Here is a 16020-nt window from a genome sequence, read left to right on the forward strand (position 1 = left end):
GCGCGGTTGTCAGCGCGACGAGCGCGCTCGTCGCCTCGAGGTTTCAAAGAGTACGCAGTACAGCTTCAAAAGACGGAGCCGCATGGCATGGAGGTTGCATGTTTATGCCGGTTTTCAACATCGTGATCATTCCGGTGCGTGGCGCCTGGCGCGATCTGCCGGATAGTCGAAAAATCAGTTTTGTGAGGATATCTGATGAAAAACGTGATGAGCTCCCTAAAGAGTGGGGACTGGCGCGCGCTAGTGGCGTGTTTCCTCTATTTCGACACTGGCTTTACCGTCTGGGTCCTGTATGGACCGCTTGCGCCGTTCATCAGCAAGAGCATCGCGATGACGCCCGCGCAACAAGGTTTGCTGGTCGCGGTGCCGGTGCTCTCCGCCGCGATTCTGCGCGTGACGCTCGGTAACCTGTATCAATCCGCGCACGGCAAGCGCATTGCGCTGATGGGCGTGCTGTTGTCGGCGGTGCCGACCATCGTGTTGCCGTTGATGCCGTCCGTGCCGTCGTACACGGTGCTGCTGGTGCTCGGCGTGTTCCTCGGCGTCGGTGGTGCCAGTTTCGCCGTGGCGCTGCCGATGGCGGGCAGCAACTATCCGCCGAAGGTGCAGGGCCTCGTGTTGGGCCTCGCCGCGGCCGGCAATATCGGCGCGGTGCTCGACGGCTTCCTGTTCCCGCAACTGGCGACGCACTACGGCTGGCAGATGGCCGCCGGCGGCGCACTGCCGTTGCTCGCGATCGCCGCGATCACGCTGTATTTCTGGGCCAACGATTCCGGTGTGAAAACGGGCAGCGTGCTGCGCGCATTCGGCAGTTTCGCGGTGACGCTGGCCGGATTGATCGTGCTGGTGTTGCTGGTCGAAGCCGGCATGTTCGGCTCCGGCAAGACGGGTGTGCTGCTATTGCCGGTGATCGGCGCCCTGCTGGCGATTGCAGTGCTGCCCAAGCGCTATCGCACGGTGCTGACCGAGCGTGACACGTGGGCGATCATGCTGGTGTACAGCATTACGTTCGGTGGTTTCGTCGGCATGTCTTCGTATGTGACGCTGCTTCTGACCAACCTCTATCAGCTCTCGAAGATCGACGCAGGCCTCTTCATGGCGTTGCTCGCCGCGACCGGCGCGATGGTGCGCCCGCTCGGCGGCCTGATCGCCGACAAGGTGTCCGGCGTGCGTGCGCTGACCTTCCTGCTCGGGATCATTTCGCTGTGCGACTTCGTGTTCGCCGCGGTTATGCCTACCGTCGTCGGTGGCATTGCGCTGCTGTTGTGCCTGTATGTGGCCTTCGGTCTCGGCAACGGCGCGACCTTCCAGTTGGTGCCGCATCGCTGGGCGGGCCGCACGGGGTTGATGTCGGGCATCGTCGGTGCCGCAGGCGGCATCGGCGGATTCTATCTGCCTGTCGTGATGGGCATCGCTAAGGAAAGCACGGGCAGCTATCAGATGGGCTTTGCGACGTTCGGCGCGCTGGCGGCATGCGCGTTCGTCGCGATCGTCGCGCTGCGCCGTCCGTGGATGGCGTGGTCGATGCACTCCGGTGTGATGCACGCGCACGCAACGGAGTAACGCAGTAACGCGGACGATCCGGCCTCCACGCTGACGTGGCGGCGCGGATCGCGCGACGGGGCCGATCAAAATCAAAAGAAGTCGACATGAGCATCACGACAGAACGGGTTCACGCACCACCGTCCGACACGGACGTCTCCAGCGAGGTATTGAGCTCGTTGATCAATTTGGCGGGGCGTCAGCGGATGCTTTCGCAGCGCATCGTGTTGAAAGCGATGCTGGCGTTTCAGCAGTTCGACGGCGCGCTGGCGATCGCGCGCGATAACCTGAACACGTTTACCGACAGTCATACGGCGCTGACACAAGGCCGCGATGGTTTGCCCGGCCTGTTTTCGCCAGCGTTGCGCGAGGCATTTCATGGCCGCGAGAATGTGGCCAGGAAGATCGCGGACTTTATCGCGCTGGCTTCGGCAGCGTTGGACGCAATCGGGCGCGCTTCACCGCGCGCGAATGATGCGTTGAATGCTCTGGTCGATTCCGTCGATCCGTTGTTGACCCATCTGCATGGCGTCACGGCTGTCTTCGAACAGGAAAGCCGGCGCATAGCGCGTTTGCAGAAAAAAGAGCAACAGCAGTTGGTCGAACGGATCAAGGCGATCGCGAAAGAAGCGCATATCGTCTCGTTCAACGGTCAGATCGTGGCGAGCCGCTCGCATGTGACCGGCCGCGAGTTCGCCGTGGTGGCCGGCGTGATGACGTCGATCACGAAGGAACTGGAGGCCGTGGTGAGCGCGTTCGTGAAGAAAACGTCGGCGGGATGAGCCACGCAGTGCCGCGTTATTGCCGTATGCTTGGCGTTTTCCGGAACGTCGGGCAAATGTAATGGACAACTGGTGGCACGCGGTGTGGGCAACCGCCCGGGCAGAATTCTCCGATCTCGGCAGCGCGGCTGACGTCACGCAGGTCCTGATGCGCCTCGGACTCGCGCTGATACTCGGCGGCATACTGGGTTTCGAGCGCGAGATGTCACGGCGCGACGCCGGCATGCGCACGCACATGATGGTGTCGGTCGGCGCGGCCTTGTTTGTGGTCGTACCGCTGCAGGCCGGTTTCTCGCAGGACAACATGAGCCGGGTGTTGCAAGGGCTCGTGTCCGGTGTCGGTTTTCTGGGCGCGGGAGCCATCATCAAGCTCAGCGCCGAGCGCGAGGTGCGCGGCCTGACGACGGCGGCGAGCCTGTGGCTGAGCGCGGGCGTCGGCGTGGCGGCGGGGCTCGGTCGCGAGGCCACGGCGATTCTCAGCGTGGCGATCGCGCTTGCCATTCTGTCGAGTGCGCGCCTGTTCAAGAGTCGCGAACAGGAAGAGAAGTAGGAGCGCGGCGGGCTCTCGATCCTACGAAAAACCGCCGTGAAAACATGCAGGCAAATACTTGCATGTTCGCCACGCTGCTCCTAATATGCAGTCGGCAACTACGTTGCATGGGACCGGAGTAAGACGCTAAAGCGCTAAAGCGCCAACTCTGGTCGACAGCGTTGCATGGGACCAGTGTAGGCGCTAAAGCGCCAACTCTGGTCGACAGGAGGCTGCAGATGAACACATCGACCGATCGCATCGAAAAACAGATCCTGCTAAAGGCGCCGCGCTCGCGAGTCTGGCGCGCGTTGTCCAATGCCGAGGAATTCGGCAACTGGTTCGGCGTGAATCTCACCGGCAAACAGTTCGTGGCCGGCCAGTCCGTGCAGGGCAATATTACCTATCCGGGCTACGAGTATCTCGTCATGGACGTGCATGTCGAGCGTGTCGAGCCCGAGCATCACCTGTCGTGGCGCTGGCATCCGGCCGCGGTCGACGTCGCGGTGGACTATTCGCCGGAGCCGACTACCCTGGTCGTCTTCGAACTGATCGAGGTCGAGTCGGGCACCTTGTTGCGCGTAGTCGAGTCGGGCTTCGATCAGCTTCCCGCCGGCCGCCGCGAAGAAGCGTTCCGTATGAATAGCGGCGGGTGGGAAGAACAGATGGCCAACATCGAACAGCATGTCGCCAAGGGTTAAGAAGACGTTTGGCGGAGCGGATCTGAAGGCGTCGGTGCTGCGCGGTTCCGCGCCAATTTTCGCGGCGCTTGGTGATGAGACACGTCTGCGTCTGGTCGCCGTGTTGTGCGCGGGCAGCGCGATGTCGATCGCGCAACTCACTGCGGGAACGGACATCACGCGGCAGTCCGTCACGCAGCATTTGCAGGTGCTCGCCAACGCGGGTCTCGTGCGCGACGTCAAGGTGGGGCGTGAGCGTTTGTGGGCGTTCGAGCCCGCCCATCTCGACGAAGCGCGCCGCGCGCTCGACGCGATCTCGCGGCAGTGGGATCACGCGTTGTCGAGGTTGAAGGCGGCGGTGGAGGAGTGAGGGATGCTGGCGTGGGCGTTCAGAAAAACCGCGTCGTATACGGGACGTGAACAAAGAAAAAATCTGAACACTTCAGCGAGGCTGGCACCGCTACAACACTCCATGCGCGCCAGCCCCTACCGCTCAAAACTTATGCCGCAGCGCAACCCGAACGGCGACCTGCGTGCCCGCCGCCGACGGCGCCTGCACACCCGGGCATTTTGCGTTTCAAGATGTTCGACCGGGAGGTGAGGCGCGGCGGCGCGATGTTCCGGTATTTTACTGGTTTGCCTGCGCGGAGCGTTGCCTGTGATGCGCCGCGCAGGCCACACTTCATCAATAAGCAATACAGATCGACTTGCTCTCCGTATAGGAGTCGATGATCGCCTTGCCGTGTTCGCGGCCGATGCCGGACGCCTTGAAGCCGCCGAACGGCATGGCCGGGTCGACCATGTTGTGCGTGTTGACCCATACCGTTCCGGCCTCGATGCCATCCACGAGCCGCAGCGCCTTGTCGAGCTGGTTGGTCCAGACGCTCGCGCCAAGTCCGTACTCGGACGCGTTCGCCTGAGCCAGCACTTCATCGAGGTCGTCATAGGGCATGGCGACCAGCACGGGACCGAACACCTCTTCCCTGACGACGGAGAGCGGCTTGCAGGTCGGATTGGCGATCACGGTCGGACGCACGAAGTAGCCGTCGCTTTCCACACGCGCATCGCGTGACAGGATCTCGCCGCCTTCGTCCTTGCCTTGGGCGATCATGCCCGCCACCTTGTCGCGGTGCCGCGCGGAGACCATTGGGCCCATCTGCGTCGCCGCGTCGAAACCGGAGCCGAGCGTGATGCCGTCGGCGACGGCGGCAATGCCTTGCACGACTTCGTCATAGATGGAGCGCGCGACATAAAGGCGCGAGCCCGCCGTGCAAACCTGGCCGTGGTTGAAGAAGATCGCGCCGGCCGCGCCTTCGATCGCCTTGCGCGGGTCGCAGTCGTCGAGCACGATCACCGGGCTCTTGCCACCCAATTCGAGCGACGCGCGCTTCAGATCGTCAGCGCATTGACGGCCGATGATGCGCCCGACCTCGGTCGATCCGGTGAACGTGACCTTGTTCACCAGCGGATGCCGCACGAGCGCCGCGCCGGCGGTTTCGCCACGGCCGGTGACCACGTTGAACACGCCGGCGGGGAAACCCGCTTCGTGCGCGAGTTCGGCGAGACGGATGGCCGTCAGCGGAGTCTCTTCGGCGGGTTTGAGCACTACGGTGCAACCGCAGGCCAGCGCCGGGGCGATTTTCCATACCGCCATCAGCAGCGGAAAATTCCACGGCACGATCGCGGCGACCACGCCGGCCGGCACGCGTTTGGTCGACGCGTTGTAGCGCGTGCCAGGCGGGAAGGGAATCGATAGATCGAACGTGGTGCCTTCGATCTTGGTCGCCCAGCCGGCCATATAACGCAGCCATTGGACGCTGCCCGCCACTTCCAGCATCTTCGAGAAGCCGATCAGCTTGCCTTGATTCAGCGTTTCCAGCGTGGCGAGTTCGTCGCTGTGCCGCTCGACGAGGTCGGCCAGTTTGAGCAGCAGTCCCTCGCGGACGGCGGGCGGCATTCTGCGCCATGCATCGGATTCGAAGGCCGCCTTCGAGGTTCTGACCGCGTGATCGATATCGGCTTCCGAGGCGTCAGGGATCTGCGCGATTTCTTCGGCGGTGGCGGGGTTGAAGACCGGAAAGGTTTCGCCCGCGGCACTGCCGGTTTTTTCGCCGTTGATGAACATGGTGTGCGGCAGCGCGGCCGCTAGCTTGTGTTCGGTCATGGTGGTTCGTCTCCGTTGGGGTTGAGTGGCCGTGGCGCTAGCCGGAAGGGTTCGTCTGACGGCGGTATGGGTGCGGATGCACATGTCGTTTTAGCCGCCATTGCGTTGCCAATGACGCGGCGCAGATCACGTTCGCCGCCGCGCTTGACGCGTACAGCACGACAAATCCATCGCCGAAAAAGTAAGGTGTGGTCGATAACGCCGCGCCCAACACCATGCCGATGTGATGCGCGACGCCGGGGCAGCTCGCGCTCAATACGCTGTTCGAGTTGCCGCGCAAGTTCACGAGTGTCGCGATCGTGAGGCAGTCGAGCACCAGGAAGATCGCTGCCACCAGCGGCGCGAGCGCGGGATTGTCGTTCGCCGCGAGCGTGCCGATCAGCGCCGCACGCGTGACGTACAACGCCATCAGCATGCGATTGCCGCGCTGGCGCTCAGCGATGAATGCCAGCGCGCAGACCGCGGCAAGCGAAAGCGCGATGTGCCAGAACGGCTGCGCGCCGCTCACGCCGCAAATCGCAAAGAGCTGGAAGCGGGCGAGACTGCCGCTCGACAGTCCCGCAAGCAAGGCGAGCAGAGCCGTTGCGCCTGGAGGAGTCGCCGCCTTGACCGAGCCGGGGTCGTGCGTGTTGCTGCGATCCACGTCGTGAGGCGATTCGGCGTTGGCGCGCAACCGGTGGAACAACATGCCGACGCCCGTCGCGATCATCAGCACGGCAATTGCGATGCCGTGCGCTGAAGCATTCAGGTACGCCGGCACGCTGTTCATTGCGCTGATCGTCACGATGAGCGTCGCGGCGCTTGTCAGCATGGTGGCATGGCCCGACGAGCGCGACATCAGCAGCGGCACGCTCATCATGGCCGCCAGCATTAGCGCGCTCATCCACAGCGCGGTGGCGTGCCTACTGAGGTCGGCCTGCATCAACAGCGCCGCACCGCCGCTCGCGAGGCACACACATGCCGCACTCGCACACAGCATGCTCGGCAAAGCGGCATGCCGTGCACGAGGCATGACCGGATCAGTGCTTGCAGCAGCCATGATCCGTGGGCTTGCCGTCTTCGACGCTGTTCAGATCACGCTCGGCCGGCAAGTCCATGGTCGGATTGCCCGAGAAGAAGTTGTTCGGCTTGAGCATGAAGCCGGCGTACTCCACCGGCATTACCGGAAAGTCCTCGGGCTTGCACACGTGCGTGTGGCCGAAGCTGTGCCACAGCACGACGTCTTCATTTTCGATGTTGCGGTTCGCCTCGATATAGCGCGGCAAGCCGTCGCCGCCCGAATGCTGATTCGGATAATCGCCGCTCGCATAGCGCTCGGCCGGATCGAACGGCGTGACCCACACGTGACGCGTGGCAAAGCCGCCGCGCTGGCGCACCTTCGAACGCTCGTCGGCCAGCATCAGCGGCGAGTCGTTCACGACCAGCTTGTAGCCTGGATTCGCGCCCACGGCATTCGTCACGTTCGGGTTGCTGATCTTCCAGTAGCGGCCCGTGCTGCCGTTTGCCAAACGTGCGGCTTCGCTTTCCGTTTTCAACACGCGTTTGGTCGTGTCGAACACATTGCCGTACGGATTGTTCTCGCCCATCGGACGCGGCACGAATTCATGTTCAGTCACCGTGTTGCGCTCGCCGTCCACCATCATGTGCATGCGCGCGTTGAAGAAGTGCTGGTGCGTCGGGCCGCCGAGGTTCTCCGTGATCATGCCGCCCCACGGATAAGTGTCGCCGTCGGCCACCGCCGAGGTCTGCACGATGCCGGTCAGCTTGCATTCGAGCTGGATCGTGCCGTCCTGATACAAATACCAGTAGAAGCCGTAGTCGTAGTTGCCGACTGTCGCGAAGAACGAAATCACGAGACGTCGCGAGCGGCGCATTTCGAATACGCCGGTGCGGAATTCATAGTGTTTCCACAGCGTGCCGTAGTCTTCTTCGTGCATACAGACGGCGTTCTTCATCACGAACGCGTTGCCGAAATCGTCGGCGGACGGAATGTCGAAATAGCGGATCGTGCCGAGGCAATCGCAACCGAGTTCGAGCTGGTTCGCCAGTTTGCCGAGGCCGTATTCGCCCGCGTCGAACGCGCTTTTCCAGTAGTGGTTGGTGCTCGGGTCGGAGTAGGGCACGCACATTTCCGTGACGCTTGCACGGTAGATGATCGGACGCGTGCTCTTGCCGTCGTCCCACGACAGCTGATGCAGCACCAGCCCTTCGCGCGGCGTGAAGCCGACGCGGAAGTTCCAGTTCTGCCAGTTTACGTGCCAGCCGTCGATCGTGAAGCTCGGGCCGTCGGGCTGATTGATCGACAGTGGTTTGAGTGTGCCGCGCGGTTCGCCGAGACTCGGCGTGTCGTAATTGTGCTTGGCGCGCGGAATCGGAATGATGCGGCCGTCGTCCACCAGTTCGATCACTTTCTTTTCGAGCAGATCGACCACGGCGAGCACGCCTTCGATCGGATGCGCGTAGCCGTTGTCGGTCAAGGTCTCGCGGTAGTAGCTCACGCAACGCACCAGACGCCGGCCGTTTTCGTTCTCGCGATCGAAACAGCCTGCCGAGAACGGATCGACCTGCACGCGTTCCAGATCTTTTTCGCTGAGGCCGCGCTTCATGACGGCCACGCGCCATGCTTCATCGCTCTTGACGATCTGTTCCGCGTTCATGAAGTCGTCGATCATGATGGGCGGCTGACCGTAGGGCGCCGCGCCGAACGGCATGACACGGCGCGCGGCAATTTTCTTTTCTCTCAGGTCCACCTCGAATTCGAGCGTCGCGCCATTCGACCGATCGATTGCGAGCACGAAGGCCATGCGCGAAAAATACTCGCCGGTCTTGAACGCCACCACTTCGGCCTTCGGCGGCTCGCGCAATTCGACCATCGGAAAACGCGCGTGCGAGTCGAGTTTTTCCGCGGCTTTCACGAGATCGCACGCGAGCTGCATTTCTGCGCCGCTCAGCGGATCGAGCGGATGAACGGGGGCGTGAGCGGCTTTCGTGGCATTCGTGTTCATAAGATTCCCGTAAGGAGTTGCTGGACCGGACAGCGTGCTCGCGAGGTGAGTGAGGCGCGCCGAACGCTGAGTCGATGGCAAATCGTAGGAACCCAATAATATTTTCGCGCTTGCTTATCGCGCCAAATGAACGATAAAGTGCGCCAAGAGGACTGACTCGAGCAACACATCAGCGAAGACTGGAGAGGAGACGCTCAGCATGAAAAAAGTCACGCTCAATGGCAGTTTCCCGATGATCCGCGCCGCGGTCATGGGGCCGGTTGTGCGCGCACTCGATGCATCGGGCGCGCAATGCGACGCGCTGCTGGAGGAGTTCGGCATGAGCCGCAAGCTCCTGTCGAATCCGTATGAAATCCTGCCGCTGACGCGTTATGTGACGGCGTTCGAGCGTGCCGCCGAGGTGCTCGGCGAGCCTGCGCTCGGCTTGCGCCTCGGCAGTGAATTGCAATTGACGGAACTCGGTCCGGCGGGGCTCGTGTTTCTGTCGTCACCGACTTTGAACGCGGCCATGCGCAAGTTCTCACTCGCGCTTGCGTCGTGGCAAAACACCACGACCTGCGAGTTGCTGCGCGACGACGAATGGCCGATCTGGACCTACCAGATCGCCAGTCCGCAAATCTGGCCGCGCCGGCAGGATGCGGAGTACAGCCTCTCGACCATGTGTCACATGGTCCGGCTCGTGCGCGGCGCGGCGTGGAATCCGGTCGAAGTGCATTTCGAACATGCCGCGCCTGCGGATCTCAAACCGTATGCGCGCATCTTTCGTGTGCCGGTGCGCTTTCAGCAGCCTTTCAATGGTGTGATTCTGCGTCCTCAGGATCTCGACGCTTCGCTCAAAAGTGCCGACACGCAGATGGCGCGCATGATGGAGCGCCACGCCACCGATCTGATCGCGCGCGATGCGATGCCGCACAGCATCGTCGAGCAGGTTCGCGATCTGGTGACGCGCCGGCTCGCGCACGAAAAGCTGATCGTCGCCGACATCGCGAAGGATCTCGGTCTCTCGCATCGCTCGTTGCAACGGCACCTCGCGCAGGAGGGCACGTCGGTGCGGCAGATTGTGCGCGAGGAGCGGCAGCGCAGTGTCGAAGGTTTGCTCGAACGGGAAGAACTCACCAATGCGGCGATCGCACGCGCCGTCGGTTATGCCGATGCCACTGTTTTGTGGCGTGCCACGCGCAGCTGGAAAAAGAATAACGCATGACGTCAGCGCATTTTCTTTCACTATGAAAGTATCGCGTGGCTTTATCCGTGACGCGCGAGAATAGTTCAAATTCCTAAGTATTCGCTGCAAACCGCTGAATTTTGGCTTCCGCGTGCATTGGCGCAAATTATCGAAAATTTGGCGCGCTTCGCGAAGTCGCTTTATTTTTTAGCTACCTACCATGCGCTCACACCGAAGCTTCGGAGATCGGTCAACCGAGCGCCTGGATCAGCAGTGCGGGGTTCAGGCGAGTCCCAGACTAGCCAACACAAAAGAGGCAGCGATGAGTGAACCCTATTCTCCGACCCGAGCGGTCGACGCGGAGAACCCCGTGGAGTTGAAAGGCAATACGCTGGGCTTATGGCAGATCGTGTTCCTCGTGATTTCGGCGGCGGCGCCGCTGACCGGCATGCTCGGCGCGGTGCCGCCCGCGATCAGTCTGGGCAACGGCGCGGGCATTCCGGGCGCGTTCGTGATTGCCGGCGTGGTGCTGCTGATTTTCAGCGTCGGCTTTGCGTCGATGAGCCGGCACGTGGTGCGGGCCGGCGCGTTTTACGCGTACATTACCGCTGGACTCGGACGGCCGTTAGGCATGGCGGGGGCACTCGTCGCGCTGATGTCGTACACGTTCATCCAGATCGCGCTGTACGGATTGTTTGGCTTCTTCTGCACGGTGATCCTCTCGCCGCTCTTGCATACCGCGTTGCCCTGGTACGGGTATTCGCTGATCTGCGTGGCCGTGGTGCAATTCACCGGCATCCGCGGCATCGATCTGAATAGCCGGCTGCTCGGCGTGCTGATGTGTCTCGAACTGGGCATTCTGCTGGTGCTTGCGATCGCGATCGTCGTGCACGGCGGTGGACCGAACGGCCTCACACTCGCGCCGTTCACGCCGCAGCATGTGTTCAGCGGCCACCTCGGCATTGCGGTGATGTTCGCCTTTGCCTCGTTCATTGGCTTCGAAGCGACCGCGATCTACGGCAAGGAATGCCGCGATCCGAAGGTGACGGTGCCGCGCGCCACGTACGTATCCGTGATGCTGATTCTCGTGTTCTTCGCGTTCGTCACGTGGACGATCGTCTGCGCGTACGGCATCGCCGATGTGGTCACGGTCGCGACCAAACAGCCCGGCGATTTCTGGTTCATTCAGTCCGGCAAATATCTGGGCGGCGCGGTGACGACGGTAATGAGTTTCCTGCTGCTCAGCAGTATCTTCGCGAGCCTCCTGTCGTTTCATAACACGCTGGTGCGTTATATCCATGCGCTGAGTCTTGAAGGCATCCTGCCGCAAGCGCTGAACCGTGTGCATGAGAAATACCGTTCGCCGTATGTGGCGAGCTATCTGCAGACGCTCTCCGTGTGCGTGCTGCTCGGTTTTTTCATCGCGGCGGGCAGCGACGTGTTCAACATCGTGTTCAGCTGGAGTTCGGCGCTCGGCACGATCGGCATTGTGATGTTGCAGGCGGTGACCAGTTTTTCGGTGATCGCGTTCTTCCGCAAGACGCGCAAGGACACACGCGTATGGCACTCGTTCGCCGCGCCGCTGGCGGGTGGTTTGGGCCTGCTGTATATCGGTGTGATTCTGGTGCGCAACCTCGATGCGCTCAGCGGCTCCGATAGTCCGATCGTCAAATCCTTTCCCTGGATCGTGTTCACGGTCGCGCTTGTCGGCGTGGTGATCGGTCTCATCCTGCGCAAGAAGCGCCCGGATATCTACGCACGCTTCGGTCAGTAAGCGAACCGCGCGACAACCACCTACCTCACTTCTCGACAAGACAATCATGGCAGACACTTTCGTCAAGCGCTCGGCGCTTGCGCTGGCCGCGTTCGGCCTTTCGATGGGCGCGCACGCGCAATCCTCGGTGACGCTTTACGGCACGGTCGACGCCGGCCTCGTCTACACGAGCAATCAGCAGACGACGCTCGCCGACGGCAGCACCAACGGACACGCGAACTATCAACTGGCGGGCGGCAACCTGGTGCCGTCGCGCTGGGGCTTGATGGGCACGGAGGATATCGGCGGCGGCACGACGGTCAACTTCGCACTGGAGAACAGCTTTCTGATCGGCAGCGGTGTGATGCTGCAATCGAATACGCTGTTCAATCGCAATGCGTGGGTCGGTGTGAACAACTCGACGTATGGCGCGCTGACGTTCGGCCGTCAATACGATCCGTTCTCGGACTACATGGGTGCGTATGCATCGAGTAATAACTGGGCGACGCTGTACGGTTCGCATTTCGGCGACGTCGATAACTTGAATGAGGCGTTCAACTTCAACAATTCGATCAAGTACATTAGTCCGAGCTTCGGCGGATTGACGGTTGGGGGATTGTTCAGCCTTGGCGGCGTAGCGGGGAATTTTTCGCAGAACAAGGGGTGGGCGCTAGCGGCGAATTACGCGCAGGGTCCGTTGTCGCTGAGCGCGGGATATCTGGAGTTGAATCAGCCATTGCAGGCGGCGTTGGGGGGTACAAATGGCTATATCGGCGACTTCAGTTGTGCGAATGCGGACGCGTCGTATTGTCTGTTGCAGGATGCGAGCAAGGTGCGGATTTTTGGGGCAGGGGGGTCGTATTCGTTCGGCAAGGCGAATGTGGCGCTGACGTATACGCATACGCGGTTGTCGCAGAGTCAGTACTTTGCTAGTGCGGCCCGGCCTGGTGGCGCTGATGTGTCGTTCGATATTGCCGAGTTGAATACCACCTATGCGGTTGCGCCGGATTTGCAGCTTGGGTTGGCTTATGTTTTCAATGATGTCAAGCCGGGTGGGAGTGGGTCGACCCGGGTGCATCAGATTAATCTCGGGGCGGTGTATAGCCTGTCGAAGCGCACGGCTGTTTATGCTGTGGCGATTGGGCAGAAGTCTTCTGGAGCTGGGTTAGGGGTTGATCCCGTGACCGGGGGGACGGAGAACCTGGCGCAGATTCCCAATGTGGTTAATTCGGATTCGGATCGGCAGGTTTCTGTGGTTTTGGGATTGCGGCATAATTTTTGAGTCCGGGTTTTTGGGGTGCTTGATTTGGCTGTGTTCTTTGGGTATTGGCGTTGCCTTGAGTTCATGTCGGTCTATTAGCGTTGCCCCTGTGCGGGGAATTTGTATAGCTCACACAGGTGTACTAGAGTCTACTTCGTCAATGAAATCAGCGGCTTAGGTCCATGGAAGTACATGGAAATAAACCGGAGTCTACCGCGGTCCCAGTCAACGATTAGTCAATGACCGCGCAGACTGATTAACCAGAAACGAGGCTTGACCATGGCAAAGCAGCGCATCAACCGCGAACTCGTTCGCCGGCTTCAGGACGAGAACCGCCTCAAACCCAAACTGCGTGAAGTGTACGACGATGCGATCACTGGCTTCGGTGTTCGCATCACGCCGAAGGGTACCGTCAGTTTTCTCTATCGCTGGACTCAGCCCGATGGCTCGCAGACCCGCAAAACGATTGCCGTGATGGCGAGCGAGGCGGACGTGAAGAAAGCACGCGAACAGGTACTCGAGGAAATCCGTCGACTCGATCACATCCGCGACACGCCAGCGCTGCGCGTACTGAAACACGAACGCCGGCTCGCGGACCGCAAATCTAATGCGATGCCGACCGTTGGTGAATTTCTGGACGGCGATTATCGCGAATACTGGCTCGGCATCACGCGAAGCGAGACGCCCGAGCAGAATCTGAAAAACATTCGCCGCGACTTTGCGGACCTGATGGACAAGCGTCTCGATGAAGTCACGCGCCCAATGATCAAGCGCTGGATCGAGAAACGGGTTGCGGCGAAGCACAAGCCGACTGCAATCAATCGTACGCTCGGCTCGATTGGCGGGCTGTTCTCTCACGCGGTCGAGCATGAAAAGATCGACATGAACCCATGCGCGAGGCTGCGGCAGAAGATCGACCCCGAAGAAACCGACAAGCTCGGCCGTGAACTGACAGTCGATGAGGAGCAGCGACTGCGCGACACGCTCGACGCACGCGAAACGGCCATCCGCGAACTCGCCGCCGCGCCCGGTCGCCGCAACGCCCGCAAACTAGCCGACCTGCCCGGCGACTATCACACGTATGTCGATCACGTTAAACCCGCGATCCTGCTCGCGATCAATACAGGAATGCGCCGCTCGGAACTGCTGCGCCTCCGCTGGACATCGATCAACTGGGCGGCAAGGACCCTCACAGTCGAGCCGTGGACGACCAAGGTCAAACGCCGGCGCGTGCTACCACTTAACAATGAGGCTCTTTCCGTGCTCAAGGCCTGGCGGCGTCAGACAAAGTTCGAGTTTGTCTTCACAAACGAGGTAGGCGAGAGGCTGACTGCTGTGCGCGACTGGGGGAGGATCAGAAAGGTCGCAAAGATCGAAGATTTCCGCTTTATGGACACGCGCCACCATACCGCCACCAGAATGATCAACGAAGGTGTGCCTGAATATCACGTCCAAAAGATTCTCGGCCACACCGACAGCCGCATGACGCAGCGCTACCTGAAAGCGCGCGAAGCGAAGCTTCAGGAAGCGCTGGCGGTTCTCGACCGGCCACGTGTATCGGCCCAAGTGGCCGAGGCTGCCTGACACGAATGTGGGTATCCAAAACAACAATAGGCAAGTGTCCTAGCGCGCTTTGCTTCGACTTTCGACCTTTTCGGTAATCAGGGTCCCTTGCGGGCCCTGTATTTAAATTCAAAGAATCGCGAGTTCTTCGTCAGGCGGGAACCGGCCTTTGATAACCGAGCCGGGAGGTGGCTGAGTAAATACCGCGTGAGCCAAAATACCTGGTGCGTCCGCCGTCAACTTCGCGGAAAACCCATCTGCAGTTACCTGCGCAAGATAGTAATGGTCTCCGGTCTGGTACACGTACTTACCCTCAAGTAGAAGCTTTGCACCGTTTGAAGAATGCAGTTTGTTATGTGACGATTCGGTTGATACGAGGCCAATTAGCGCAGCCAGATTGAACTGATGCTCGGCCGGGAAGTACCGTGGCGAAGTGATGAACCTGAGATGGTGAGTGACAGACGACTGGTCGGCGCGACGAATGAACGACGACTGATACAAGAGCATCGCGTCGACACCTGGATCTGACTCGGCATCATTTAGCAATTCCCTCGCATACGTTTCGATATCGTTTAAAGTGGCTGTAGGGTGCAGCTTCATGAAAACAACGTTAGCCGTGCGCTCTGAACGCGTTGCATGCTTTCGCAAGTTCGTCGTGGCTTTGTAGACTTTATCGATAAAATTTTTCTGCTCGTTCTTGTGGTGGGGGGAAATCGCAATGAACGTGTCCGAGAAATGAGTCGCTGCAAGCGGCGGCGTACCCATCTCTTGAGCAAGTTTGCTGATCCCAACCGCAACCTTCTTCGGAATCGCTTCTCTCGTGTAGGGCTGCGCCGTGATAGCGGGTACCGCACTGATGAAATTCTCAACTTTTGCCCAGTCAGGCTCGGTCAGGCATTCGAATGTTTCGATCACGACCTGCGCTGAACTACTCTTCGCCCGCAACGATTTCTGGATAGACGCACGCGTTTTCCGGCTTCTCTCGCGAAAAAATCGTTCATGATCCGAGATATCGTGATTCTTCATGGACAGCCTCACTTCGAACCCGTCCGCGAACGACACTAGAGCATCGACACCTGGAAGATTGCCACGTGTTGGGCGCACCCGCATACCCGCACGCGCCAACATCGCGATACCCAAGATCTCAAACAGATGGCCGTGGCTAGTGGCGCTACTCACCTTGATGTCCTTGATCCTATCGACTATCCAAGCTGAGTCAATTTCTTTGACAAGAGCGATAGCGTCACCCAATGTGATGAGTTCGATAGTCGCCAAAAAATCTAATCGTTGCCAAAGACGCTGTAGTTTGTGCGCTCCGTTTGACGCCGCCAACCAGTCCAATCCAAATGATCGTTCGACCGTGGTCAAGGAACGCGTAGATACCTCAGGTGGAATATCAAGAAAATCGATTGGGCGCATAAAGGATATTTTCAGTCGTTTGATTGTATGCAGATTGCAGTTCGTAAGGACGCTGCTCGTATGGGTTAGCTCAATGAACGTCTTTCTAGACGGTCGCCATCTGAGCAGCTTCTTGGCGTGCATGAAGATAGATGTTCGCGGCGGAGAGCCCAGCTTG

Annotated in this window: 13 protein-coding genes; 9 read left to right on the forward strand and 4 right to left on the reverse strand. The window is 60.3% G+C overall.

Features of this window, described 5'->3' with window-relative positions:
* The first annotated feature begins 195 nt into the window (after window positions 1-195).
* From PQR32_RS19335 to PQR32_RS19355, 5 genes are all read left to right on the forward strand, one after another.
* Window positions 196-1563 carry an MFS transporter gene (locus PQR32_RS19335; protein WP_408230183.1) on the forward strand — a complete coding sequence of 456 codons (1368 nt, stop codon included), beginning with the start codon at window positions 196-198 and terminating at the stop codon, window positions 1561-1563.
* Window positions 1564-1649: 86 nt separating this feature from the next.
* The gene (locus PQR32_RS19340; RefSeq protein WP_408230186.1) at window positions 1650-2324 is read left to right on the forward strand and encodes a type IV pili methyl-accepting chemotaxis transducer N-terminal domain-containing protein; all 675 of its coding nucleotides are present in this window, start codon (window positions 1650-1652) and stop codon (window positions 2322-2324) included.
* A 61-nt stretch (window positions 2325-2385) separates the two neighbouring features.
* A complete protein-coding gene (locus PQR32_RS19345) occupies window positions 2386-2874 on the forward strand; it encodes an MgtC/SapB family protein (RefSeq protein ID WP_408230189.1) in 489 nt (162 codons plus the stop codon).
* A 218-nt stretch (window positions 2875-3092) separates the two neighbouring features.
* Window positions 3093-3554, forward strand: coding sequence for an SRPBCC family protein (locus PQR32_RS19350; protein ID WP_408230192.1), 462 nt, complete (start codon window positions 3093-3095; stop codon window positions 3552-3554).
* The gene (locus PQR32_RS19355) at window positions 3538-3903 is read left to right on the forward strand and encodes an ArsR/SmtB family transcription factor (protein ID WP_408230195.1); all 366 of its coding nucleotides are present in this window, start codon (window positions 3538-3540) and stop codon (window positions 3901-3903) included. The genes PQR32_RS19350 and PQR32_RS19355 overlap by 17 nt, the downstream gene beginning before the upstream one ends.
* Window positions 3904-4218: 315 nt before the next feature.
* Here the strand turns inward: PQR32_RS19355 and styD are convergent, their stop codons facing one another.
* Genes styD through PQR32_RS19370 form a run of 3 tightly spaced genes read right to left on the reverse strand, consistent with a single transcriptional unit; the run spans window position 4219 to window position 8702 of the window.
* Entirely contained in the window at window positions 4219-5697 is a 1479-nt protein-coding gene (gene styD, locus PQR32_RS19360; protein WP_408230198.1) for a phenylacetaldehyde dehydrogenase StyD, read from the reverse strand.
* 37 nt (window positions 5698-5734) lie between these two features.
* A complete protein-coding gene (locus tag PQR32_RS19365) occupies window positions 5735-6709 on the reverse strand; it encodes a hypothetical protein (RefSeq protein ID WP_408230201.1) in 975 nt (324 codons plus the stop codon).
* Between the two features lie 7 nt (window positions 6710-6716).
* Window positions 6717-8702 carry a primary-amine oxidase gene (locus tag PQR32_RS19370; RefSeq protein ID WP_408230204.1) on the reverse strand — a complete coding sequence of 662 codons (1986 nt, stop codon included), beginning with the start codon at window positions 8700-8702 and terminating at the stop codon, window positions 6717-6719.
* Between the two features lie 199 nt (window positions 8703-8901).
* On the opposite strand from PQR32_RS19370, the gene PQR32_RS19375 reads away from it, so the two are divergent.
* The 4 genes from PQR32_RS19375 (at window position 8902) to PQR32_RS19390 (ending at window position 14465) form a co-directional block, all read left to right on the forward strand.
* The gene (locus PQR32_RS19375) at window positions 8902-9906 is read left to right on the forward strand and encodes an AraC family transcriptional regulator (RefSeq protein ID WP_408230207.1); all 1005 of its coding nucleotides are present in this window, start codon (window positions 8902-8904) and stop codon (window positions 9904-9906) included.
* A gap of 283 nt (window positions 9907-10189) precedes the next feature.
* Window positions 10190-11641 (forward strand): APC family permease, encoded by a 1452-nt coding sequence (locus tag PQR32_RS19380; RefSeq protein WP_408230210.1) that lies wholly within the window; start codon window positions 10190-10192, stop codon window positions 11639-11641.
* Window positions 11642-11687: 46 nt separating this feature from the next.
* Window positions 11688-12902, forward strand: a complete 1215-nt coding sequence (locus PQR32_RS19385; protein ID WP_408230213.1) for a porin — start codon at window positions 11688-11690, stop codon at window positions 12900-12902.
* 258 nt (window positions 12903-13160) lie between these two features.
* Window positions 13161-14465, forward strand: a complete 1305-nt coding sequence (locus tag PQR32_RS19390; protein ID WP_408230216.1) for a tyrosine-type recombinase/integrase — start codon at window positions 13161-13163, stop codon at window positions 14463-14465.
* Between the two features lie 108 nt (window positions 14466-14573).
* Here the strand turns inward: PQR32_RS19390 and PQR32_RS19395 are convergent, their stop codons facing one another.
* The gene (locus tag PQR32_RS19395) at window positions 14574-15986 is read right to left on the reverse strand and encodes a hypothetical protein (protein WP_408230219.1); all 1413 of its coding nucleotides are present in this window, start codon (window positions 15984-15986) and stop codon (window positions 14574-14576) included.
* Window positions 15987-16020 lie beyond the last annotated feature (34 nt).

Source organism: Paraburkholderia dipogonis, from assembly GCF_046027395.1.
Classification (GTDB): Bacteria; Pseudomonadota; Gammaproteobacteria; order Burkholderiales; family Burkholderiaceae; genus Paraburkholderia; species Paraburkholderia dipogonis_A.